Origin of the sequence: Mycolicibacterium agri, from assembly GCF_002553505.1 — a bacterium.
GTDB lineage: Bacteria > Actinomycetota > Actinomycetes > Mycobacteriales > Mycobacteriaceae > Mycobacterium > Mycobacterium agri.
Map to the genome: position 1 here is coordinate 22134 of NZ_PDCP01000036.1, position 24250 is coordinate 46383.

Consider the following 24250-nt stretch of genomic DNA (forward strand, 5'->3'; position numbering starts at 1 on the left):
CGTAAACTCCGCGCTGTGGCGATCAGCGACGACGACCTCGGCCGGCTCCGTCGGTGCGTCGAACTGGCACGCACGGCATTGGACGACGGCGACGAACCATTCGGTTCGGTCCTGGTCAGCCGTGACGGCCGCACGCTGTTCGAAGACCGCAACCGGGTCAAGGACGGCGACGCCACCCGACACCCCGAGTTCGCGATCGCGCGGTGGGCGGCGGCCAACATGGCGCCCGCGGAGCGGGCCGAAGCGACCGTCTACACCTCCGGCGAGCACTGCCCCATGTGCGCGGCCGCCCACGGCTGGGTCGGCTTGGGCCGCATCGTGTACGCCACCTCGAGCGCACAACTGGCCCAGTGGCTCGCCGAATGGGGCGCGCCGCCGCCGCCCGTGGCGACGCTGCCGATCACGACGATCGCCCCCGGCGTGCCGGTCGACGGGCCCGCCGCCGAATTCGCCGAGGTGATGAAGTCGCTCTACGAAGCGAAGTTTCGGCTGTCGGGATCCGCGTCATGACCGAGCCGGGCTGGGTCGAGCACGCCATCTGGTGGCAGGTGTATCCGCTCGGCTTCGTCGGCGCCTATCCCGCCGACCCGCCGCCGGGTCCGGACGAACACCGTCTGCGCCGCATCGTCGAATGGCTCGACCACGCCGTGGAACTCGGCGCGTCGGGCATCGCGCTCTGCCCGATCTTCGAATCCCGCACCCACGGCTACGACACCACCGACCATTACCGGATCGACCGGCGGCTCGGCGACGACGCCGACTTCGACCAACTGGTCGCCGAGGCGCACCGGCGCGGCCTGCGGGTGCTACTCGACGGCGTCTTCAACCACGTCGGCACCGACTTCCCCCGCTACCGCCAGGCCGTCGCCGACGGCGACACGGACTGGTTCCGCTACAACGGCGAGCAATTCGAGACGTTCGAGGGGCACGGCGAACTGGTCGCACTGAACCACGACAACCCGGAGGTCGTCGATTACACCGTGGACGTGATGAAGCACTGGCTGAGGCGGGGCGTCGACGGCTGGCGCCTCGACGCCGCTTACGCAGTGCCCGACCGGTTCTGGGCCCGCGTGCTGCCTGCCGTGCGCGCCGAATTCAGCGACGCCTATTTCGTCGCCGAAGTCATCCACGGCGACTACTCGGCGCGTGTCCGCAACTCCGGCTTCGACTCGGTCACCCAATACGAGCTGTGGAAGGCGATCTGGAGCAGCCTGAACGACGGTAATCTGTACGAGCTCGACTGGGCGCTGCAGCGCCACAACGACTTCCTCGATGTCTTCGTGCCGATGACCTTCGTCGGCAACCACGACGTCACCCGGATCGCCAGCAAGCTCGTCAATAACCGGCACATAGAACATGCGCTGGTGCTGCTGTTCACCATCGGCGGCACCCCGAGCGTGTATGCGGGCGACGAAGCGGGCTACCGCGGAGTCAAAGAGGAACGGTTCGGCGGCGACGACGCCGTGCGGCCCGAATTCACCACTCCCCTCATGGGTGTCGACGCGCAGGGTCACGACATCTTCCGGCTGCACCAGTATCTGATCGGCCTGCGCAGGCGCCACCCGTGGCTGCACACCGCGAGAACGTCGGCCGCCAAGCTGAGCAACACGCAGTACGTCTACACCAGCCAAGCCGGATCGGACCGGCTGATCGTCGCCCTCAATATCGACGAGGCCCCAATGTCGTTCTCGCTGGGCGAAATCGGGGTCGAGAACGGGCGGGTCGCCGCGGGGTCGGGGGCGCCGCCGCAGGATGTCATCTCCCAGGCCCGCATCGAGCCGCACGGCTGGCTGATCATCGCGCCGGAATAGGCCGGGGCAATTCTCAGGACAGCCGTTCGACGGTGGCCGGGTCCTCCTGCCCGCCGTAGAACTTGTCCAGCACCGCAACGAAGTCGGCGTTGTCGTCGGTCACGCGGGCGAACAGCGTCATCGACGAGCGCAGTTTGAGGTTGTCCGGCCAGCCGAACACCTGCTCGGCCGTGCGGCCTTCGATTCGGGCCGCCAACCGTGCGCACTCCCGCAACCGGGGGCCGAGTACGTCGTGCACCAGATAGGCGCGGGCCTCATCGGCCGACGAGATCCCGTACCGCACTGCCGTTGGGCTGCTGCCCAACCCGCGCAACTGCGGAAACACGAACCACATCCAGTGGGATGTCTTGCGACCCGCGCGAAGTTCGTCGAGCACCGCGTCGTACACCGGGTTCTGCGCTCTGACGAAGCGCTCGAGATCGAACGGATCCGGTTGCGAGCTTGACAACGATTCGCCCACATTCATCCTGTTAGCAAGTTTTCCAAGCTAATGTTCGGGTTTCAATGACATCCACGACATCTACGACTTCTACGACAGTCACCAACGATTCGGACAACCGGTCGCGGGCCGAGTCCGCGTCACAGCCGCCGAAACTCCGCCATCGCGTGTTGTCGAGGATCAGCATCCAATCCAAGGTGCTGGCCATGCTTCTGGTGACGAGCGTGCTGTCGGCGGCGGTCGTGGGAGCCATCGGGTACCAGTCGGGCAGGTCTTCGCTGCGGGCCTCGGTTTTCGACCGGCTCACCGAGATCCGTGCGTCGCAGACCCGCCAATTGGAGTCCGAGTTCGCCGACCTGGAAAATTCGCTCATCACGTACACCGGTGGCGAGACGACCATTCAGGCGCTGCGCGCTTTCACGGCCGGCTTCGATGAACTCAACGACTCGACGATCAGTCCGGCGCAGTGGCAGGCGATCGTCAATTTCTACAAGGAGCGGTTCGAAAAGCCTGGCGCCGATCACAACGGCAACCGCGTCGACATCGAAGCACTGTTGCCCGACTCCAACGCGCAACGGTATCTGCAGGCCTACTACACCGTGCCGACCGGCGGCGCCGGCAAGGCGATCGACCTCGACGACGCCCGCGACGGCAGCGCGTGGTCGGCGGCCAACGCGCGGTTCAACGACTTCTTCCGGGAAATCGTGAATCGCTTCGAATTCGAGGACGCGCTGCTGCTGGACACCCGCGGCAACATCGTCTACTCGGCGTACAAGAACGTCGATCTGGGCAGCAACATCTACGACGGCCCGTACCGCGAACCCGACATCGAAGACGCCTACCGGAAGGCGTTGACGTCTAACACCGTCGACTACGTCGGCGTGACCGACTTCGGCCCGTACCAGCCCGCCGACGAGCCCACCGCGTGGATGATGTCCCCGGTCAGTCAGGGCGGCCGGGTGGAAGGCGTACTGGCACTGCAGTTTCCGATCTCCAAGATCAATCGGTTGATGACCGCCGACAAGAGGTGGGAAGCCGTCGGGATGGGCCGCACCGGCGAGACATTCCTGGTCGGTCCGGACGATCTGATGCGGTCTGACTCGCGGCTGTTCTTGGAGGACCCCGAACAGTACAAGCGTGACGTCGTCGAAGCGGGCACGCCGCCTAGCGTCGCCGATGAGGCCATCCGGGTCGGCGGCACCACGCTGGTTCAGCCGGTGCAGTCGGAGGCGACCCGGCTGGCGCAGCAGGGCCGCGAGGGAACGATGATCACGACCGACTACCTCGGGCATGAAACGCTGCAGGCTTACGCGCCCGTCAACCTGCCGGGCCTGAACTGGTCGGTGATCGCCAAAATCGACACGGCCGAAGCCTTTGCGCCGACCTCTGCGTTCACCCGCACCCTGGTGTTGTCGACCGCGGTGATCATCTTCGTGGTCTGCCTGGCCGCGATGGTCCTCGCCCGGCTGTTCGTGCGGCCGATCCGCCGCTTGGAGGCCGGCGCCCAGCAGATCAGCGCCGGCGACTACCACGTCACGCTGCCGGTGCAGAGCCGCGACGAGTTCGGCGATTTGACGCACGCGTTCAACGACATGAGCCGCAACCTGGCCATCAAGGAGGAACTGCTCACCGAACAGCGACGCGAGAACGACCGCCTGCTGCTGTCGCTGATGCCCGAAACGGTGGTGCAACGCTACCGCGACGGCGAGGAGACCATCGCCCAGGACCACCAGAACGTGACCGTGATTTACGCCGACGTCATCGGGCTGTCGGAGCTCAGTTTGCAACTCAGCTCGGATCAGTTGCTGGCGATCGTCAACAAGCTGACCCGCCAGTTCGACGCGGCGGCAGAGAATCTCGGCGTCGAGCAGGTGCGCACGCTACACAACGGATACCTCGCCAGCTGCGGACTGAGCGTGCCGCGGCTGGACAATGTGCGCCGCACCGTGGACTTCGCGGTTGAAATACAGCGCGTGGTCGAACGATTCAGCGCCGAAACCGGCCACGACCTGAAGCTGCGGGCCGGCATCGACACCGGCACAGTCAGCAGCGGCCTTGTCGGGCGCAAGACGCTGGCCTACGACATGTGGGGCTCGGCCGTCAATGTCGCCTATCAGGTGCAGAGCGGGTCGTTGCAGCCCGGCATCTACGTCACCTCGCGCGTCCACGACGTCATGCGCGACACCCGCACCTTCACCCCAGCGGGCGAGGTCTCCGGTGACGAGGGGACAGAACCCATCTGGCGGTTGACGGAGCGTGAACCGTGAGCAGCGCACTGAGTGCGCCGTGGTTCTTCTGGGCGGTCGCACTCGCAGTGGGCTTTCCCGTCGTGCTGGTGCTGCTGACCGAGATCCACAACGCGCTGCGCCGCCGGGGCAGCCTGCTGGCCAGGCCGGTTCAGTTGTTGCGCAACTACATCCTGCCGCTCGGCGTGCTGCTGCTGCTTCTCGTGCAGGCCATCGAGGTGTCCGGCGACGCCACGCCGGTGCGCATCGTGTCGACGGTGTTCTGCGTCGTCGTCCTCATCCTGCTGCTGTCCGGACTGAACGCGACGGTGTTCCAGGGTGCGCCGGAAGGGTCCTGGCGCAAGCGGATTCCGTCGATCTTCCTCGACGTGGCGCGCTTCGCGCTGATCGCGGTCGGCGCTGCGCTGATCCTCGCCTACATCTGGGGCGCCAACGTCGGCGGTTTGTTCACCGCGCTGGGCGTGTCGTCCATCGTGCTCGGCCTGGCACTGCAGAACTCGGTGGGCCAGATCATCTCGGGGCTTCTGGTGCTGTTCGAGCAGCCGTTTCAGCTCGGCGACTGGATCGAGACGTCCACCGTGCGCGGCCGCGTCGTCGAAGTCAATTGGCGGGCAACACATATCGATACCGGCACCGGTCTGCAGATCATGCCGAACTCGGCGTTGGCTGCGGCCTCGTTCACCAACCACAGCAGGCCGCATGGCAGCCATACGTTCAGCGTCACCACGGTATTCGCGGTCGACGATCCGCGCGATGATGTCTGCGCGATGCTGAACACGGTGGCGTCACGGCTGCCGCAACTGCGGCCGGGCGGGACACCGTCGAGCCACGCCGTCGGCGGACTGCAGTACACGACGTCGATCCCGGTGCGCTCGCCCGCCGACGACTTCGCCGCCAAAGTGACATTCCTGCGCTGGGTTTGGTACGCCTCGCGGCGGGCCGGTCTGCATCTGGACGAGGCCGAGGACGAGTTCGAAACCCCCGAGCGGGTCAGCCGATCGCTCGCGATCATCGCGCCCACGCTGCGGTTGACCCAGGACGAGGCCGACGCGCTACTCCCCCACGCCCGGCTCGCCCGCTACGGCACCGACGAATACCTGCAGATCGTCGGCGACGTGCCGAAGCGGATGATGTTCATCGTCAACGGCAGGGTCCGGCTGGAGGCCGCCACTGAAGACGGCGGCGTGGTCGACGTACGCACCCTGGAGGCCGGCGATTTCCTCGGCCAGACCGCCTTGACCCGCGAGCCCGTGACGGCGTCGGCGCGCGCGCTGAGCGAGGTCACGGTGCTGCACCTCGGGCGTGAGCGCATCGAGGAACTCGTCGGGCGCAAACCGGTTCTGCTGCAGGTCATCGGCCGCGCCATCGAAGATCGACGAGCCGACATCAGCCGCGCGGTCACGACGGCGGCCAACTAGCCGTTTCGTGCCGTTGGACGGTCTTTGCGCAGGTCACACTGACCGAGTCCGCGCCGAGTCGTAATCGTTAGCCATTCGCGATGTGGCAACCCCGTGTTGGTACGGCTGTGACTGCTGTTGCAGATGTTTCACTTGCGCACGCAATGCGACGGCAATGTCTGTGGCAAGGAATTGGAAAGGTGGGTTGCCGTTATGAAGTGGACAGAGAGGTTCCGGGACCGCCGGAACAGATGGATGCGCCGGCTAGCGGCCAGCGCCTTGGTGGCAGCGGCGCTGCCGGCCATGATCGGCTTCGCCGGAGGGGCGGCGACCGCTAATGCTTTCTCCCGCCCGGGTCTTCCCGTCGAATACCTCGAAGTGTTCTCGCCGTCGATGAACCGCAACATCAAGGTGCAGTTCCAGGGCGGCGGGCCGCACGCGGTGTACCTGCTCGACGGTCTGCGGGCGCAGGACGACTTCAACGGCTGGGACATCAACACCCCGGCGTTCGAGTGGTACTACGGCTCGGGCCTGTCGGTCATCATGCCCGTCGGCGGCATGTCCAGCTTCTACACCGACTGGTATGAGCCGTCGCGGGGCAACGGGCAGGACTACACCTACAAGTGGGAGACCTTCCTGACGCAGGAGTTGCCCGCGTACCTGGCGGCGAACAAGGGCGTGTCGGAGGACGGCAACGCCGTTGTGGGTATCTCGATGGCGGGCAGCACCGCGCTGACCTACTCGATCTACTACCCGCAGAAGTTCATCTACGCAGCGTCGCTGTCGGGCTTCCTCAACCCGTCCGAGGGCTGGTGGCCGATGTTGATCGGGCTGGCGATGAACGACGCGGGCGGCTACAACGCCGAAAGCATGTGGGGCCCATCGTCGGATCCCGCCTGGAAGCGCAACGACCCGATGGTCAACATCGACAAGCTGGTCGCCAACAACACCCGCATCTGGATCTACTGCGGTAACGGCACACCGGCCGAACTCGACACGGGCAACGACGGCGGCAACCTGATGGCCGCGCAGTTCCTGGAAGGGTTCACGCTGCGCACCAACATCAGCTTCCGCGACGCGTATGTCGCCGCGGGCGGGCAGAACGGGGTGTTCAACTTCCCCGCGACCGGGACACACAGCTGGGGCTACTGGGGTCAGCAGCTCGAGCAGATGAAGCCCGACCTCCAACGGGTGCTGGGCGCGTCCCCCACCTCCGCGTAACAGCACCCCTTCCTCCAGTGGGCCTGTCGCTCCCCCGGCGGCAGGCTCACTGCTATTGGGGGCTCATCCATCCCATCTGCGCCGAAACGGAATCTGCGCAGCGAAAGCGCGAGTGGAGGCCCGCGTGGATTCCGTTTCGCGACAGAAGAGCCTCGCCGCCACTGGCCCACGTTCAGCTCTCGGCGATGCGGGGATTCGCGCCGCTGTCGAGGCCGTTGCATAAGGCACTCATCTCGGCTCCACCGCGAAACGGAATCTCGGCAGCGGAAGTGCGAGTAAGGGCCTGTCTGGATGCCGTCTCGCGACGGATGAAGGGCAATCGCGCGGCCGATGACGCCGATGGGAACAAACGGGCGCCTCACAGAGTTGAGTCGGACAGGCTTAACTTTGGAGGTATCGATGCCTGAACCAATCTCAGTGCCGGTTCTGTTCGTCAAGGAACCGATCGTGCTCCCCGGCATGGTGGTGCCGATCGAACTCGACGACGCCGCGCGCACTGCTGTAGACGCCGCACAGGCCAGTAACAACGGCCGGCTGCTGATCGCGCCGAGGCTCGATGACCGCTACCCCACCTACGGCGTGTTGGCTTCGATCGTCCAGGTCGGCCGGCTCGCGGGCAGCGGCAACGCGGCCGCGGTCGTTCGCGGCGAGCGGCGGGCGCACATCGGCACCGGCACGACCGGTCCCGGTGCGGCGCTGTGGGTCGAGGTGACCGAGGTGCAAGAGCCCGAGCCCACCGACGAGACCCGCGCCCTGGCGGCCGAATACAAGAAGCTGCTGCTGGCCATGCTGCAGCGCCGCGAAGCGTGGCAGATCATCGACTTCGTCAACCAGCTGACCGACCCGGCGCAGCTGGCCGACACCGCCGGCTATGCGTCATACCTGTCGGATGTGCAGAAGCGGCAGCTGCTTGAGACGCCCAACGTCGACGACCGGCTGCGCGCGCTGATCCAGTGGACCGGTGACCACCTCGCCGAGGTGGAGGTCAACGACAAGATCGCCGAAGAGGTCCGCGAAGGCATGGAGAAGACGCAGAAGGAGTTCCTGCTGCGTCAACAGCTGGCCGCGATCCGCAAGGAGCTCGGCGAGGGCGAACCCGACGGGTCCGACGACTACCGGGCCCGCATCGAAGCGGCCGACCTGCCCGAGAAGGTCCGCGAGGCCGCGCTGCGCGAGGTCGCCAAGCTGGAACGCACCAGCGAACAGAGCCCGGAGGGCGGTTGGATCCGCACCTGGCTGGACACCGTGCTCGAGCTGCCGTGGAACGTCAAGACCGAGGACTCGACCGACCTCAAGGCCGCCCGCGAGATCCTCGACAACGACCACCACGGGCTGGAGGACGTCAAGGACCGCATCGTCGAATACCTGGCCGTGCGGGCCCGGCGGACCCAGCGCGGCATGACCGTCGTCGGCGGCCGCGGCTCCGGCGCCGTGATGGTGCTGGTCGGTCCGCCCGGTGTGGGCAAGACCTCGCTCGGCGAGAGCGTGGCACGCGCGTTGGGTCGCAAGTTCGTTCGCGTCGCCCTCGGCGGCGTGCGCGACGAGGCCGAGATCCGCGGGCACCGGCGCACCTACGTCGGCGCGCTGCCCGGTCGCATCGTGCGCGCGATCGGCGAGGCGGGATCGATGAACCCGGTGGTGCTGCTCGACGAGATTGATAAGCTCGGCTCCGACTTCCGCGGCGACCCCGCGGCGGCGCTGCTCGAGGTGCTCGACCCGGCGCAGAACCACACGTTCCGCGACCACTACCTGGATCTGGATCTGGACCTGTCCGACGTGGTGTTCCTGGCGACGGCCAACGTCGTCGAGAACATCCCCTCGGCGCTGCTGGACCGGATGGAGTTGGTGGAGATCGACGGTTACACCGCCGACGACAAGCTCGCCATCGCCCGCGACTTCCTGCTGCCGCGGCAGCGGGAGAAGGCCGCGCTGACCGAGGACGAGGTCACGGTGACCGAGGCTGCGCTGCGCAAGATCGCCGCCGACTACACCCGCGAGCCGGGCGTGCGGCAGTTCGAGCGACTGCTGGCCAAGGTGATGCGCAAGGTCGCCACCAAGATCGCCGAAGCCGAATCCGGCGGCGAAGCCCCGATCACGCCCGTCGTGGTCGACGAGGGCGATCTCGTTGAGTACCTTGGCCGTCCGCGGTTCCTGCCGGAATCGGCGGAGCGCACGGCGGTGCCGGGCGTGGCCACGGGCCTGGCCGTCACCGGCATGGGCGGCGACGTGCTCTACATCGAGGCGACCGCCACCGACGGCGAGCCCGGCCTGCAGCTGACCGGTCAGCTCGGCGACGTGATGAAGGAGTCGGCGCAGATCGCGCTGTCCTACGTGCGGGCCCACGCCAAGGAGCTCGGTGTCGACCCGGCGACGCTGGATCGCAAGATCCACGTGCACGTGCCTGCGGGCGCGGTGCCCAAGGACGGTCCGTCTGCGGGTGTCACGATGGTGACCGCGCTGGTGTCGATGGCGACCGGGCGCAAGGTGCGCGCCGATGTCGGCATGACCGGCGAGGTGACGTTGAATGGCCGGGTGCTGCCGATCGGCGGCGTCAAGCAGAAGCTGCTGGCCGCCCAGCGGGCCGGTCTGTCAACGGTTTTCATCCCGCAACGCAACGAGCCCGACCTGGACGACGTGCCGGCCGAGGTGTTGGAGACGCTGGACGTCAAGCTGATGACCGACGTCGCCGACATCGTCAAGCAGGCCCTGGAGCCGGTCGCCGCGCAGGAGACACCCGCGGCGGCCTGATCCCGGGCCGGGCCCCTCTCGAGTCTGCGCTGAGGGTCGTGATCGGAAAGCTCCGCACGACCCTCAGCGCAAGAATCAGGGCTACCGTCAGCCCATGGCCTACGACGAAGACCTCGCCAACCGAATCCGCGAACTCGTTGCCGCCGAACAGGGCGTCGAAGAAAAGCCCATGTTTGGCGGATTGGCGTTTCTGGTCAACGGCAACATGTCGGTGGTGGCCAGTGGCCACGGCGGGCTGATGGTGCGGGTACCGCGCGCCGAAACCGACAAATTGGTCGCCCGCGAACACGTCGAACCAATGGTGATGGCGGGCCGCGAGTTTCGCGGTTGGCTGCGCGTCACCGACGACGGCGTCAAGACCAAACGACAGCTGAAGTCGTGGGTGGACCGCGGCGTCGGCTACGCGAAATCGCTACCGCCCAAGTGAGCGCCAGGTTTCTCGATGGCAGCGACGGGTAAGCCCCCTCATATGGCACGGTCGACACACCAGCAGCTCGTTCGGCGCCTGATGAAGGCGGCGGGCACAACCTACGCCGAGGAGGCCGGCATCACGCTGCGCGACAAGCCGATGCCGCTGTTCCAGCTGCTGGCGCTGTGCATGCTGGCCAGCAAGCCGATCGACGCCGCCATCGCGGTGCAGGCCGCGCGCGAACTGTTCCGCGACGGCCTGCGCACTCCCAAGGCGGTGCTGGCGGCCGACCGCGACACCATGATCAAGGCGTTCGGGCGTGCCCATTACGTGCGCTACGACGAGAGCTCGGCCACCCGGCTGGCCGACATCGCGGCGAGTGTCCGCGACGAGTACGGCGGCGACCTGCGCGCATTGGCCAACACCCGCGACACTGATTACGTGAAGCGACAACTCAAGCGGTTCAAGGGAATCGGCGACACCGGGGCCGACATCTTCCTGCGCGAGGTACAGGACATATGGCCGTGGGCGCGGCCCTACTTCGACCGACGCGCCATCGACGGCGCGCAAGCTCTGGGTCTGCCCGCCGACTCCAAGGCGCTCGGCGCGCTCGCACCGCGCGACACGGCCAAGCTGGCCGCGGCGCTGGTGCGCGTCTCGTTGGACGACGACATGCGCGCCGACCTGGTCGCGTGATCCGCATCGGGACGTCCGGCTGGTCCTACGACCACTGGGTCGACGTCCTCTACCCCGCCGGACTGCCCGTCGCCAAACGGCTGGCCCGCTACGTCGAGGAGTTCGACACCGTCGAACTCAACGCCAGCTTCTACCGGTGGCCCCGCGATTCGGCGTTCGCCGGGTGGCGGCAGCGGTTGCCCGACGGATTCACCATGGCGGTCAAGGCGCATCGCGGGCTCACCCACTACCGCCGGCTCAAGTCCCCCGAACCGTGGGTCGAGCGATTCGAGCGGTGTTGGGCCGCGCTCGGCGACCGCGCCGAAGCGCTGCTGGTGCAGCTGCATCCGGAGCTGGCGCGTGACGACGCGCGACTCGACCACTTCCTGACGCTGATGCCGCCGTCGATCCCGGTCGCGCTGGAACTGCGCCACCCGTCGTGGAACGACCCCGCGGTGTTCGAACTGCTGGAACGGCACCGCGCCGCCTATGTGGTGATGAGCGGCGCCAAACTGGCGTGCATCCCGCGGGCCACCAGCGACCTCGTCTACATCCGCATGCACGGCCCCGAGCCGGCGTCGCTGTACACCGGCTCCTACACCGAGGACGACCTGCGGTGGTGGGCCGATCGCCTGCTGGAATGGCACGACGAAGGCAAGCGGGTCGACATCTATTTCAACAACGACATCGGCGGGCACGCGGTGCGCAATGCGCGGCGGCTCAAGGAGTTGGTGGCGGCGCGCTAGTCAGAGGCGCCGACGCCTGGCCCACTGCCGCGTCTTGAGCACATACCGCGGCAGCGTCGGCGGCCTTGGCCAGTCGTCGGGCCGGAAGTACGCGTCGGTGCCGCCGTCGACGAACACCACGCTGCCCACCAGAAAGTCGGCCGCCGGTGACAGCATGAACACCGCCCACTCGCCCAGCTGGGACGCGTCGCCGAACCCTCCCACGGGCACCGGAAACGATTCGATCTGCTTGCGTTCCGACGGGGTTTCCAGCTGCTCCTCCAGCAGCGGGGTGCGAATGGCGCCGGGCGCCAACGCGTTCAGGCGGATGCCCTCGCCCACCCAGTGCGGGGCGACGGCGGTGCGCCTGACCCAGTGCGTCAACGCGATCTTCGAGCCGGCGTAGGCGATCGGCGGGGCGAACTTGCGGAACCGCATGGCCACGCGCAACGCCTTTCCGGCATCGCCGTCGCGGAACGCTTTGATCAAACTGCGCGGCACCAGCGGCACGGTGGTCGTCGAATTGCTGGAGAACACAACGACCTTCGCATTGCCCGCGGTCGCGAGCGCCGGCTGCCACGCGGTCAGCAGTTCGGTGACCCCGAAGTAGTTCACCTCGATGATGAGCCGCGCCCGTTCCGCGCCAGCGGTGGGTCCCAGCCCGGCGGCCAGCACGGCGCCGTCGAACCGATTCTCCGCCAGCCCCAACACCCCCGACGCCGCCGACGCTCGGCCGTCCGGTGTCGACAGGTCGGCGATGACGTCGGCGTCGCGCAGGTCGACGCCGATCACCCGATGCCCGGCGTCGGTGAGCTTCTGCGCGACGGCCGCGCCCATGCCCGATGCCGACCCGGTGACCGCGTAGGTGCCCATGGAAGTGACCCTAGGGTGACCCGGTTGTCGGGCGGCGAAGGGGTTGGGGCACGCTGTTGAGTCAAATGCGCGCCATGGTCTTGCTCTGCGCTGCGGTGTTCACCGCGGCGGGCTGCTCCGGGGAACGCGTCGTCAACACCGGCGAGTGGGCGAACATCCCGACGCCCAGCACGTCGGTTACGCCCTCATTGCCGCCGACCAGCGTCGAACACCTGGCCGACGCCTCCGAATTCGCCGCGCATCCCGACGGCAGGCCGGAGGCGGGCTACTACTTCACCACGCCGAGCGGCCGCTGGCAGTGCGCCATCGTGCCGCGAGTGTGGGCCGGATGCCAGAACAGGGGCGGCTCGCTGGGCATCGCCGACGCGCCGCGCACGGTGCCCGACGCCGACGGCACACCGACCGCGCCGAACGCCATCGTGATCGGGCCGGACGGCGACGCCTATTTCACCGTTCTCGAACAACCCGGGTTCACGCTGGTGCCCGGCCCCGCCAAGAAGCTGGACTACAACCAGACCCTGATCGCGGCGCGGTTCCGGTGCAATGTGCAGGAGGCCACCGGGGTGTCCTGCCTCAGCGAGCAGAGCGGCAGGGGATTCACCTTCAGCGCCGACGGATACTCGCTGCAGTACGCCGAAGTGCCGCTCGACGCGCCCTGACGGGCGTAGCGTCGAACCATGTCGTCGAAATCGGGAACCTTCGTGATCGTCGGCGGTGGCCTCGCCGGAGCCAAGGCGGCTGAGGCTCTGCGGGACAAGGACTTCGACGGTGATGTCGTGCTGTTCGCCGCGGAGGAGCACTTGCCCTACGAGCGGCCACCGCTGTCCAAGGAATACCTCGCGGGAAAGAAGAAGCTCGGCGATTTCACCGCCGAGCCCGAACCCTGGTATCGCGACCACCACATCGACGTGCGGCTCGGCACGCCGGTGTCCGCGATCGATCCGCGTGGGCACGTCGTGCGGCTACCGGACGACAGCACGGTGCACTACGACAAGCTGCTGCTGGCCACCGGCTCGTCGCCGCGCCGACCACCCATTCCCGGCGCCGACGCCGAACGCGTGCACTATCTGCGCACCATCGACGACGCCGACGCCCTCGACCGCGCCCTGGCCGAGGCCGGGTCGCTGGCGATCGTCGGTGGCGGCTGGATCGGCCTCGAGGTGGCCGCTGAGGCGCGCCGACGGGGGCTTGACGTCACCGTCGTGGAGGCCGCTGAGCTGCCGCTGCTCGGCGCGCTGGGCAGGGAGGTCGCCGAGGTGTTCGCCAAGCTGCACCGCGATCACGGCGTCGACCTGCGGGTCGGGGCCAGCGTGGAGGAGATCACCACCGCCGAGGGCGCCGCGACCGGGCTGCGCCTGGGCGACGGCTCCACGGTCGAGGCCGACGTGGTGCTGGTCGCAGTCGGCGCCGCACCCAACACCGAACTCGCCAAAGCTGCGGCCCTGGCCATGGCGCCCGACGGCGGTGTGCTCGTCGACTCGTCGCTTCGCACCAGCGACCCCGACGTCTATGCCGCGGGCGACATCGCCTCGGCGCGTCATCCCCTGTTCGACGCGCATGTGCGCACCGAGCACTGGGCCAACGCGCTCAAGCAGCCGGCGTTCGCGGCCGCGGGCATGCTCGGCCAGCCCACCGAGTACGCCGAGCTGCCGTACTTCTTCACCGACCAGTACGACCTCGGGATGGAGTACGTGGGGTACGCGCCGGACTACGACCGCGTCGTGTTCCGCGGCGACGTCGACGGCCGCGAGTTCGTCGCGTTCTGGCTCGACGGCGACAGCCGGGTGCTGGCCGGCATGAACGTCAACGTCTGGGACGTGCTCGACGACGTCAAGGCGTTGGTCCGGTCGCGCAAACCCGTCGACGCCGACAAACTCGCCGACCCGCAGCAGCCGCTGAATACCCTTATCTGAGCGTGGCCGTTCCGTCGGCGCGCACCGTCACCGCGGCGCCGGCGATGTCCTCGCGGACCGTGGTCGCGGCTTCGTCGGCATCGGCGATCACGGCGAGCGTGCGCGCGTCCTCCGGCGTGCGGACCGCCAGAAACGCCTTCTCGGGTGCGCCGTCGCGGTCGAACGGGGTGGTCCATGACTCGACGGTGCCGACGCCGGCCCACTCGACCTCGGCCTTCCGCGTCGGCTCGGCGTCGACGGCAGATTGCGCGTCCTCCCAACGGAATTCGTGCGGCGGCGGCTCGGACCCGTAGACGCCGAAGCTGTGCTTGGTGAGGAAGCCGCCGTTGGCGGTGATCAGGCCGAGCCGCGCCGAAGTGCCCGCCAATCGTTCGGCCATGGTCGCGATCGAGTGCGTGACGTAGTTGTTCCACGGACCGCCCGCGAACGTCAGACCGCCGGTGACGGTCAGCGGGCGGGCCGGATCCGCCAGCGGCAGCCCCAGTTCGGCGGCGGCCACCTGTACCGCCGACGGGAAGCAGGAGTACACGTCGACGAGGTCGATGTCGTCGACGCCGACACCCGCCAGCTCCAGCGCGCGGCGCCCCGCGATCCGGATGGCCGGTGACCGGTAGAACTCCAGGCGTTCACCGATCGCGTACGTGTCGTGGGAGTCGGTGCCGGCATACGGGAACACCCAACGGTCCCTCGGGATCTGGAGTTGGTCAGCCTTCTCCGCGGCGGCCACGAGAATGGCCGCGCCCTGATCGACCATGTTGTTGGAGTTCATCAGCTTGGTGTAGGGCCAGCTGATCATCCGGTTGCCCTCGTTCGGCTGCCAGATCTGTTCGGCGGTCAGCGGTGTCCGACTCCACGCGTGCGGATTGTGTTGGGCCACTTCGCTGAACTGCGCCCACAGCGCCCCGATGCGGCGGCGATGCTCGTCGACGGACTCCCCCGCACTGATCCGCAGCGCCTGTTCGAACATCGGGTACACATGGGCAGGCAGGTTCAGCTGGATCCGCAACTCGGCCGGACCCACCATCGGCAGATCCTCGTTGGCGCCCTCGGCGAACGGCACCGACTCGTCCTGGCTGGTCCACGTCGGCTTGAGCCCGCGGTTGCGCAGCCTCATGCGGGTGCGGAACGCCTCGGCGCCCGCGATCAGCACGAGGTCGGCCCGGCCTGCCTGAATGTCCAGGCACGCCCGATTGACCAGCGTCTGCGGAACGTTGCCACCCGGACCGGTGTAGCCGGTGGCGGCACCGTCGGCGTGGATGCGTTGTGCGAGTAGAAGGCCGGGGTCGCGGTAGCGCCAGGACAGGATGTTGACGACGCGCACCGAGTCGACGGCCTGCAACACCCGGGGGTCGGCGGCTTCGCATGCCGCCGCCGCCATCAGGTCGATCGGCTCGACGTCGGGGTTCTCGTCGTGCTGGTTGACCTGGCCGTAGCCGACCAGCACCGGGGTTCTGGGATCGGTCACGGTTTCGCTCCCGCGGCGGCATCGGATTCGGCGGCGGGTTCTCTCGCGGTGAACACCGCGCCTGCGGCGGTCAGGCGGTCGATCTCCGCGCTGTCGAGGGCCAGCAGCTTCTGGCAGATCTCGCGGGTGTGTTCGCCGGGCATCGGCGCGGGACGGGTCTCGGCCTGCGGGATGTGTGCGTAGCGTGCGGGCCTGGTTTCGGCCGGGATGGGGTGGTCGAACAGCGGATGGGTCATGTCTGTGAACAACTTCCGGTGGCGCAGAACGGGATCGGCGAGCACGTCGATCGCGCGGTTCATGGGCGCGGCGGGCACACCGGCGCGCTGCAGTGCCTCGGCGACGGCATCCTTCTCCCGCGTTGACGTCCACGGCTCTACCGCCTCGATGAGGCCCGCGCGGTCGACGGGCAGCTCGGAAGCGCCGATCACGTCCGCCAGCGCGCGGCGGTCCTCGGCGGAGCGCAGCGAGATCACGCACCACTCGTCGTCTCCCGCGCAGGCGAACACCCCGTGCACGGTCGCGTCGTCGGCGACCGTGAGACCCGCCGCCTGCGCGGCGTCGGTGACATAGCGGGCAGCGAGCTGGTTCACGGCCACCTCGGCCTGCGAGATGTGCACGTGTGCACCGGTTCCCGAGCGCTCGCGACCGATCAGCGCCGCCAGCGCCGCCAAGGCGGTGACGCGCGCGGCGACGTGGTCGGGGAAGATCGTCGTCGCGTCGAAGAAACCGGATTCCGAACCGGAGGCGTCATCAGACGTCCACAGCTTGGTGATGCCGGTGGTGGCGCGGACCAGCGGGCCGTAGCCCATCCGTTCGCTCCACGGGCCGCTCGCCCCGAACGCGCTGCTTTCGGCCAGCACGATGCGGGGATTCAGCTCACGCAGTCGCTCGTAGGAAAAGCCAAGGGAAGCAAGGGTTCCCGGCCTGAAGTTGGCGAACACGGCGTCGGCCTCGGCGACCAGCCTGGCGAAGATCTCGGCGCCTTCGGGATTGCGCAGATCCAGTCCCAGCCCGTACTCGTTGCGGTGGGTCAGCGCCCACGATCGGCTCATCACCTGACCGGGCGGGGTCTGCCGCAAGCCGTCGGGATAGGCGGCGCTTTCCACCTTGACCACCTCGGCGCCGAGATCGGCGAACAGGCGGCCGAGTTCGCCGCCTGCGACGATCACGCCGAGGTCCAGGATGCGCAACCCGTGGAACGGCCGGCCGCCGCTTGTTGCGGCGGTGGACACGTCGAGTCGCGGTGTGCGCCACGCCGGTTCGCCCCCTTCTGACAGGGGCTGAATTAATCCGCGGTGGCGGCCGTCGACCACGAACGCGCCCACCGGCACGGTCACGTCGACTCCGGGAGCGATGGCGGTCTCGGTCAGGGCTCCGACCGAGCGGAAGTGGTTCGAGTTCAGTGTCTCTGCCGGGCTGAGCACCGCGGCGATGGGCACCCCGCGCGACTGCCCTTCGGCCACCAGTTCGTCCATCCTCCGGTCGGCGAACAGCTCGGCGATCGCCGCGTTGATCTCGCGGGAGGCGGCGTAGCGCGCGGCGATGGTGTCGAACTTGGGATCGCGGAACTGCTCCGGTTCACCGAGCCACGCCCGCATGCCGCGCCATTGCCGCGGCGACAGCAGGCACACTCGCACGTGGCCGTCGCGGCAGCCGAAAATCGGGTAGATCTGCTGGTTGCGCGGCCGGCCGCGCCACAGCTCATCGGTGGGCTTGCGTCCGACCGCGGCCTGCCCCTCGGATCCGAACGGCGGGTCGAGCGACTGCACCACGGCTTCGAAGCGGGAGAAGTCGATGTAATCGCCTGTGCCGTAACGCAATCGATGAAAGTAGGCCGCCAGCGCGGCCCACGCCGCCTGACCCGCCGCGGTGGCCGAGGCGATGCCGATCGGCGGGAGCACCGGGCGCCCGAACGTGGGACCGGACCGCGACAGCGCCGTCGACAACGCATAGAACACCGCGTCGGTCCCGCACCAGGACGCACGCGGGCCGTCGACGCCGAAGTCGGAGACCGCCATCGCGACCAGATGCGGGTGACGCCGCCACAGTTCGGCGCACGACGTGCCGAACGCCGCGGCCAGCCCGTCGTCCACCACGATGTCGGCGTCGGCGGCCAACGCCAACAGGCGGTCGCGGTCGGCGCCCGGGTCGAGTACGCAGCCGCGCTTGTTGGCGTTGTCGAGCGTGAACGGCACGCTGACCCCCGCAACGGCTGGCAGCCGACGGCGGGAGGCGCTGCCGCCGGGCGGCTGCACCTTGATGACCTCGGCGCCGAGGTCGGCGAACAGCCGCGTCACCGCGTCGGCTTCGCCATCACACAGATCGAGCACCCGCAGTCCCGCCAACAGCACGACAGCCAGGCTAGTGCTTGGCCCGAACGGATCCGGGTACCACTTCGTCGACGGAAACGTCTGACCGAAAATCTCACGCCGTTCACCCACCGCAACGAACATGGTTCCGATGAGCACCTCGATGAGCACCAACCACCCCGCCTCGACCGCACCGCGGCTGCCCGATGACGAGCTCAACCTGATCGACGCCTACTGGCGGGCCGCCAACTACCTCTCCGTCGGCCAGATCTACCTGCTGGACAACCCGCTGCTGCACGAGCCCCTCACGCCCGAGCACATCAAGCCGCGGCTGCTCGGGCACTGGGGCACCACGCCGGGCCTCAACCTGATCTACGCCCACCTCAACCGCATCATCCGCAACCGCGACGCCAACGTCATCTACATCACCGGGCCCGGCCACGGCGGACCGGGGCTGGTGGCCAACGCCTATCTCGAAGGGACCTACAGCGAGGTCTACTCCGCCATCGGCGAAAACGTCGACGGCCTGCGGAAGCTTTTCCGCCAGTTCTCATTTCCCGGCGGCATCCCCAGCCACGTGGCGTCCGAGACACCAGGATCCATCCACGAGGGCGGTGAACTGGGCTATGCGCTGGTACACGCATACGGCGCGGCGTTCGACAACCCCGACCTGGTGGTCGCCTGCGTGATCGGCGACGGCGAGGCCGAAACCGGTCCCCTGGCCGCCAGCTGGCACTCCAACAAGTTCCTCAACCCGGTCACCGACGGCGCGGTGCTGCCGATCCTGCACCTCAACGGCTACAAGATCGCCAACCCGACGGTGCTGGCCCGCATCCCGCACGACGAACTCGAGGCGCTGCTCGCCGGATACGGCTACCGGCCGATCACCGTGGCCGGCGACGACCCTGCCAACGTGCACCAACAGCTGGCCGTCGCCTTCGACGAGGCCTTTGACCAGATCGCCGCCATCCAGCAGGCCGCCCGGGTGGACGGCGAGACGCAGCGCCCGCGCTGGCCGATGATCGTGCTGCGCACGCCGAAGGGATGGACCGGCCCGCGGCAGGTCGACGGCAAGCCGGTGGAGGGCACGTGGCGGTCGCATCAGGTGCCGCTGGCGGAGACCCGGAACAACAAGGAACACCTGGCCCAACTCGAGGAGTGGCTGCGCAGCTACCGGCCCGACGAACTGTTCGACGACACCGGCGCGCTGCGTCCGCAGCTGCGCGCCATCGCCCCGGAAGGGACGCGGCGGATGAGCGCCAATCCGCACGCCAACGGCGGGCTGCTGCTGCGCGACCTCGACCTGCCCGACTTCCGCGACTACGCCGTCGCCGTCGACAAACCCGCCGCCGAAACCTCAGAGGCGACGCGGGTGCTCGGCACCTTCCTACGCGACGTCATCGACCGCAACCGCGACCGGTTCCGCCTGATGGGTCCCGACGAGACCGCGTCGAACCGGCTGTCGGCGGTGCTGGAGTCCACCGACAAGACCTGGCTCGCCGAGATCGATCCCGTAGACGAGGACCTCGCCCCGTCGGGCCGGGTGATGGAGGTGCTGTCCGAGCACCTGTGTCAGGGCTGGCTCGAGGGCTATCTGCTGACCGGCAGGCATGGGTTGTTCAACTGCTACGAGGCGTTCGTGCACATCGTCGACTCGATGCTCAACCAGCACGCCAAGTGGCTGTTCAGCAGCTCGGAGATGACCTGGCGGCGGCCGATCGCGTCGCTGAATTACCTTCTGACGTCACATGTCTGGCGCCAGGACCACAACGGCGCGTCCCATCAGGACCCCGGCTTCATCGACCACGTCGCCAACAAGAGGCCCGAGGTGGTGCGGGTCTACCTGCCGCCGGACGCGAACACGCTGCTGTCGGTGGCCGACCACTGCCTGCGCAGCAGGCACTACGTCAACGTCATCGTCGCGGGCAAGCAACCCGCCCTGACCTACCTGACCATGGACGAGGCGATCGCGCATTGCACTCGCGGACTTGGCATTTGGGAATGGGCCAGCAACGCCACCGGTGTGCCCGACGTCGTGCTGGCCTGCGCCGGGGACATCCCGACCCTCGAGACGCTCGCGGCCGCCGACATCCTGCGCCGCGAGCTGCCCGACCTTGCGGTGCGGGTGGTCAACGTCGTCGACATCATGCGGCTGCAGCCGGACTCCGAACATCCGCACGGGCTGTCCGACCGCGAGTTCGACGCCGTGTTCACCCCCGACAAGCCGGTGATCTTCGCCTATCACGGCTATCCGTGGCTGATCCACCGGTTGACGTATCGGCGCACCAACCACGCGCAGATGCACGTCCGCGGGTTCAAGGAGCGCGGCACGACGACGACGCCGTTCGACATGGTGATGCTCAACGACCTGGACCGCTTCCACCTGGTGATGGACGTCATCGACCGTGTCGACGGGCTCGGCACCAAGGCGGCGACGCTGCGTCAGCGGATGGCCGACGCGCGATTGAACGCCCGGCGCTACACCCGCGAGCACGGCGAAGACGACCCGAACATCTCGGGCTGGACGTGGGACTCTGGCTTCCGCGCGTCGGAAGCGACATCGATGGCGCAGGACACGGGTGACAACGAGTGACGTTCGGTGCGCTTTCTGGCGTCGGTAGACTCGGCGGGGTGTCCGACCACGCAGTGACCACGCATCCCGCGGTAGCTCAGTTGTCGGCCCTTCATCATTTCCGCACCTACATCGACATCGGCATCGTCGTAGTGGTGCTTGCCATCACCAACCTGATCGCGCACTTCACCACGCCGTGGGCCAGTATCGCGACAGTGCCCGCGGCGGCCGTCGGCCTGCTGCTTCTGGTGCGGTCGCGCGGTCTGGGCTGGGCCGAACTCGGGCTGAGCCGCGAACATTGGAAGTCAGGTGTCGGCTATGCGGTGGCGGCCGTGGCCGTCGTGCTGTCGGTGATCGCCGTCGGGGCGCTGCTGCCGTGGACCCGGCCGATGTTCATGAACAACAACTACGCCACGCTGTCCGGCGCGTTGATCGCGTCGATGATCATCATCCCGTTGCAGACCGTGATCCCCGAGGAGTTGGCGTTCCGAGGGGTGCTGCACGGCGCGTTGAATCGGGCGTGGGGCTTCCGGGGCGTCGCGGCGGCCGGCTCCCTGCTGTTCGGGTTGTGGCACATCGCCACCTCGTTGGGCTTGACCAGCAGCAACGTCGGGTTCACCCGCATCTTCGGCGGCGGCCTGTTGGGCACGGTCGCCGGGGTGGTACTGGCGGTGGCGGCGACCGCGGTGGCCGGCTTCGTGTTCACCTGGCTGCGGCGCCGCAGCGGCAGCCTGATCGCCCCGATCGCGCTGCACTGGTCGCTCAACGGGCTCGGCGCGTTGGCGGCGGCGCTGGTGTGGCACCTGTCAACCTGAACGCGCCTGCCGCTTGCGGGCCCTGAACTGCCGGTTCTTCAGCTTGTTGCCGCACGAGGCCATGTCGCACCACGTGCCGCCGTGGTTGCGGGACTGGTCGTAGAAGGCCCACCGGCACTCGTCGTTGCCGCAGGCCTTGAGCCGCGCCCAGGTGCCGTCGCGCTGGGCGTCGCGGACGATCAGGAGCAACTCCACCAGCCGAGCGGGCACAGTATCGCCGGTGGCCGACAACATGATTTCGCCGTGCTCGCCCAGGTCGGAGCGCGCCGCGCCGACGGCCGCGACCTGGCGCAGCGGCGCGATGGCCTTGGCGCCCGGCGGCGGTCCGCCGGCGTTGTGCACGAGCATCGCGCGCAGCGCCTCCCGGACGCCGCGCACAAGCGCGAGATCGTCGGGCCCGACGTCGGCGCCCGGCGCGGCGAAACCGTTGTCGACCAGCCACGGCACCGCATCGGCGGGATCGGCCAACCGGTCCGGACCCGTCGGCAATTCGAGGGTGTTGACCAGGGCCTGAACGCGGTTCAGCGGCGGCGGCGCCGGTTTGGACTCGGTGTCGCCCAGCCAGTGACCATGCGGCGATGACATGCCCCCAGTCTAAATTTTCATGACCGGTAAATCAATTTGACTAGTCATGCATGACCTGTGTAACGTGTTTGACAGTCACACAGTAGAAACGAAACAGGTACGGAACGGATTAGCCACCATGACTGAGAACAGGATGTCGCTCGGGTTTCTGTCGGAGGCGCAGCGCCAGGATGTGCGCCGGGAAGAGGTGGTTCGCGCTCCCCTGACCAAGCGCATCGCCGCGCGCTTGTGCGCAGGCAAGTTCGACCGCATGCTCGCCGTGGGAGTGCCTGCCCCAGCGGGCAGCGCCTTGGCCGCACACGCCGCGCGATTGACGTCGTTCGACGAACGTGTAGGCCTGGCCCGCACGCTGCGCTCGGTCCTGGACGCCGGCGACAGGAACGCGCCGATGTCGGCGCGGGTTCCGCTCAACGCGCGCAACATCGCCGCAGCGCGCCAGCGCATCGAAGAGATCGCCCTGCGGCTGCACTCGCCGCTGCCGGTGAGCGCGCGCGGCATGGCCCGGCTGCGGCTGTTGCTCTCCGACGGCACCGGCCCGCTGTATCGATACGGGCACGGCGACCTCGATGGTCGGCTCGGCGCGGCACTCGCGGCGCTGTGAGCGGGTTAAACGCGTAGCACGGCGGCGCCTGCGATACGTCCGGCGGCCAGATCGGTCAGCGCGTCTTCGGCCCGGTCCAGCGGATACTCCGGCGTCGTGACGGCGATGCGGTGCCGCCCGGCGAAAGCGAGGAAGTTGCGGGCGTCCTCGCGGGTGTTGGACGTCACCGAACGAATCTGCCTCTCGTAGAACAGGTGTCGCTCGTAGTTCAGGACCGGGATGTCGCTGAGGTAGATGCCGGCGACGGAAAGCGTGCCACCGCGGTCGAGCGCCTCGAGCGCGGGCAGCACCAACTCGCCCACCGGAGCGAACAATATCGCCGCGTCCAACTTCTCCGGCGGTGGCTCGTCGGCACCCTGGGCCGAGGCCGCCCCCAGCGCCAGCGCCAACTCGCGGGCGTGTTCGCCGCGGGTCATCACATGCACCTCGGCACCCTGCGCCAGCGCCACCTGAGCGGTGATGTGGGCGCTGCCGCCGAAGCCGTAGATCCCCAGCCGGCCACCCGGGGGCAACTCGGCGCGTATGAGCGCGCGATAACCGATGATGCCCGCACACAACAACGGCGCCAGCTCGGTATCGCTATAGCCCTCCGGCAGCGGGAGCGCGAAAGCGGCTGGGACCGTGGTGAATTCGGCATAGCCACCGTCGGCGTCCCAACCGGTGTAGCGGGAATTCGGGCACAGGTTCTCGTCGCCGCGCAGGCAGAACTTGCACTGCCCGCAGGTGTGTCGCAGCCAGGCGATGCCGACGCGATCGCCGACCTTGAACTCGCCTTCGGTGTCGGGCCCGAGCGCGACCACCTCGGCGACGACCTCGTGCCCGGGAATGACATTCGGCCGGTGCACCGGCAGGTCTCCTTCTGAGACATGCAGATCGGTGCGGCACACGCCGCATGCCTGCACCGCGACCAGCAACTCGCCCGCCGCCGGCGTGGGCACGTCCACGGTGACGCGGTCCAACGGGTGCGTGCTCATCGGGCCGGGGCGACGAACCTGCCACGCGGTCATCGACGTGCCGGTACTCATATGTTCATGGTGACGCACGGCGGCCCGGCCGTCGATAACGCCGTGCGCCAACGGGTTAGCTCGTCACACCTTCTTGCGCTGGACCATGCCGACGATCCACAGGAGAATCACCGCACCCAGGATCGCGGTGAACAGCGTGAACCACCAGCCGCCAGAGGCGGTGTCGAGGAAGAAGCTCAGCAGGAACCCGCCGATCAGCGCACCGATGACGCCGATGACGATGTTCATCAGAATGCCTGAGCCGCTGCCCTTGACGATCTTGCCGGCGATCCATCCGGCGATTGCTCCGATGATGATGTAGCCGATCCAGCCGACGCTGGTCAGTGTCGTTGACCGAGCGAGAAACTCGGTTGCTGCCATCGCATCCATGTCGCGATCTCCTGCCTGTCGCGGCCGCTGGGCCACTTCCGATACTTTCGGT

At 68.0% G+C, this 24250-nt stretch carries 21 protein-coding genes; 14 read left to right on the forward strand and 7 right to left on the reverse strand.

The annotated features are described in order from the left end of the window. The first annotated feature begins 15 nt into the window (after positions 1 to 15). Together CQY20_RS19465 and CQY20_RS19470 are read left to right on the forward strand one after the other, a co-directional pair. Positions 16 to 510 (forward strand): nucleoside deaminase, encoded by a 495-nt coding sequence (locus CQY20_RS19465; RefSeq protein ID WP_097941724.1) that lies wholly within the window; start codon positions 16 to 18, stop codon positions 508 to 510. Further along, complete coding sequence (locus CQY20_RS19470) at positions 507 to 1811, forward strand: alpha-amylase family protein (RefSeq protein ID WP_097941725.1); 1305 nt, start codon at positions 507 to 509, stop codon at positions 1809 to 1811. The genes CQY20_RS19465 and CQY20_RS19470 overlap by 4 nt, the downstream gene beginning before the upstream one ends. 13 nt (positions 1812 to 1824) lie before the next feature. On the opposite strand, the gene CQY20_RS19475 is transcribed toward CQY20_RS19470, so the two are convergent. Beyond that, on the reverse strand, positions 1825 to 2277 hold the full coding sequence (locus CQY20_RS19475; RefSeq protein ID WP_097941726.1) for a DUF1810 domain-containing protein: 453 nt from the start codon (positions 2275 to 2277) through the stop codon (positions 1825 to 1827). 38 nt (positions 2278 to 2315) lie between these two features. Here CQY20_RS19475 and CQY20_RS19480 point away from each other — a divergent pair, with 38 nt between their 5' ends. From CQY20_RS19480 to CQY20_RS19505, 7 genes are all read left to right on the forward strand, one after another. Then, complete coding sequence (locus tag CQY20_RS19480) at positions 2316 to 4517, forward strand: adenylate/guanylate cyclase domain-containing protein (RefSeq protein WP_207767301.1); 2202 nt, start codon at positions 2316 to 2318, stop codon at positions 4515 to 4517. Continuing rightward, positions 4514 to 5914, forward strand: coding sequence for a mechanosensitive ion channel domain-containing protein (locus CQY20_RS19485; protein WP_097941727.1), 1401 nt, complete (start codon positions 4514 to 4516; stop codon positions 5912 to 5914). The genes CQY20_RS19480 and CQY20_RS19485 overlap by 4 nt, the downstream gene beginning before the upstream one ends. Positions 5915 to 6106: 192 nt before the next feature. Next, on the forward strand, positions 6107 to 7114 hold the full coding sequence (locus CQY20_RS19490) for an esterase family protein (RefSeq protein WP_097941728.1): 1008 nt from the start codon (positions 6107 to 6109) through the stop codon (positions 7112 to 7114). Between the two features lie 399 nt (positions 7115 to 7513). After that, entirely contained in the window at positions 7514 to 9862 is a 2349-nt protein-coding gene (lon, locus tag CQY20_RS19495; RefSeq protein WP_097941729.1) for an endopeptidase La, read from the forward strand. 94 nt (positions 9863 to 9956) lie between these two features. Beyond that, on the forward strand, positions 9957 to 10289 hold the full coding sequence (locus tag CQY20_RS19500) for a TfoX/Sxy family protein (RefSeq protein WP_097941730.1): 333 nt from the start codon (positions 9957 to 9959) through the stop codon (positions 10287 to 10289). Positions 10290 to 10331: 42 nt separating this feature from the next. Beyond that, on the forward strand, positions 10332 to 10967 hold the full coding sequence (locus CQY20_RS35555) for an HhH-GDP family DNA glycosylase (protein ID WP_234816319.1): 636 nt from the start codon (positions 10332 to 10334) through the stop codon (positions 10965 to 10967). Continuing rightward, complete coding sequence (locus CQY20_RS19505; RefSeq protein WP_234816320.1) at positions 10964 to 11692, forward strand: DUF72 domain-containing protein; 729 nt, start codon at positions 10964 to 10966, stop codon at positions 11690 to 11692. Before CQY20_RS35555 ends, CQY20_RS19505 begins: the two co-directional genes overlap by 4 nt. Here CQY20_RS19505 and CQY20_RS19510 read toward each other — a convergent pair whose 3' ends face one another. Further along, positions 11693 to 12544, reverse strand: coding sequence for an SDR family oxidoreductase (locus CQY20_RS19510; RefSeq protein ID WP_097941732.1), 852 nt, complete (start codon positions 12542 to 12544; stop codon positions 11693 to 11695). A 65-nt stretch (positions 12545 to 12609) separates the two neighbouring features. Here CQY20_RS19510 and CQY20_RS19515 point away from each other — a divergent pair, with 65 nt between their 5' ends. Together CQY20_RS19515 and CQY20_RS19520 are read left to right on the forward strand one after the other, a co-directional pair. Further along, the gene (locus CQY20_RS19515; RefSeq protein ID WP_097941733.1) at positions 12610 to 13203 is read left to right on the forward strand and encodes a hypothetical protein; all 594 of its coding nucleotides are present in this window, start codon (positions 12610 to 12612) and stop codon (positions 13201 to 13203) included. A gap of 18 nt (positions 13204 to 13221) precedes the next feature. Beyond that, positions 13222 to 14457: an NAD(P)/FAD-dependent oxidoreductase gene (locus CQY20_RS19520; protein WP_097941734.1), complete on the forward strand. Its 1236-nt coding sequence runs from the start codon at positions 13222 to 13224 to the stop codon at positions 14455 to 14457. On the opposite strand, the gene CQY20_RS19525 is transcribed toward CQY20_RS19520, so the two are convergent. After that, positions 14450 to 15922: an acetyl-CoA acetyltransferase gene (locus tag CQY20_RS19525; RefSeq protein WP_097941735.1), complete on the reverse strand. Its 1473-nt coding sequence runs from the start codon at positions 15920 to 15922 to the stop codon at positions 14450 to 14452. The two genes, CQY20_RS19520 and CQY20_RS19525, sit on opposite strands and share 8 nt — an antisense overlap. Next, positions 15919 to 18450, reverse strand: coding sequence for a CaiB/BaiF CoA-transferase family protein (locus CQY20_RS19530; protein WP_371870978.1), 2532 nt, complete (start codon positions 18448 to 18450; stop codon positions 15919 to 15921). The genes CQY20_RS19525 and CQY20_RS19530 overlap by 4 nt, the downstream gene beginning before the upstream one ends. Here CQY20_RS19530 and CQY20_RS19535 point away from each other — a divergent pair. Continuing rightward, positions 18395 to 20824, forward strand: coding sequence for a phosphoketolase family protein (locus CQY20_RS19535; protein WP_097941757.1), 2430 nt, complete (start codon positions 18395 to 18397; stop codon positions 20822 to 20824). The genes CQY20_RS19530 and CQY20_RS19535 overlap by 56 nt on opposite strands. A gap of 38 nt (positions 20825 to 20862) precedes the next feature. After that, positions 20863 to 21618 (forward strand): CPBP family intramembrane glutamic endopeptidase, encoded by a 756-nt coding sequence (locus CQY20_RS19540; RefSeq protein WP_097941758.1) that lies wholly within the window; start codon positions 20863 to 20865, stop codon positions 21616 to 21618. Here CQY20_RS19540 and CQY20_RS19545 read toward each other — a convergent pair. Next, a complete protein-coding gene (locus CQY20_RS19545; protein ID WP_097941737.1) occupies positions 21610 to 22203 on the reverse strand; it encodes a CGNR zinc finger domain-containing protein in 594 nt (197 codons plus the stop codon). The genes CQY20_RS19540 and CQY20_RS19545 overlap by 9 nt on opposite strands. A 118-nt stretch (positions 22204 to 22321) precedes the next feature. Between CQY20_RS19545 and CQY20_RS19550 the strand changes: the two genes are divergently transcribed. Further along, positions 22322 to 22804 (forward strand): hypothetical protein, encoded by a 483-nt coding sequence (locus tag CQY20_RS19550; protein WP_234816321.1) that lies wholly within the window; start codon positions 22322 to 22324, stop codon positions 22802 to 22804. Between the two features lie 5 nt (positions 22805 to 22809). On the opposite strand, the gene CQY20_RS19555 is transcribed toward CQY20_RS19550, so the two are convergent. Together CQY20_RS19555 and CQY20_RS19560 are read right to left on the reverse strand one after the other, a co-directional pair. Then, positions 22810 to 23811 (reverse strand): zinc-binding alcohol dehydrogenase family protein, encoded by a 1002-nt coding sequence (locus CQY20_RS19555; protein WP_371871072.1) that lies wholly within the window; start codon positions 23809 to 23811, stop codon positions 22810 to 22812. Between the two features lie 81 nt (positions 23812 to 23892). Continuing rightward, positions 23893 to 24198 carry a GlsB/YeaQ/YmgE family stress response membrane protein gene (locus CQY20_RS19560; protein ID WP_097941739.1) on the reverse strand — a complete coding sequence of 102 codons (306 nt, stop codon included), beginning with the start codon at positions 24196 to 24198 and terminating at the stop codon, positions 23893 to 23895. Between the last annotated feature and the right edge of the window lie 52 nt (positions 24199 to 24250).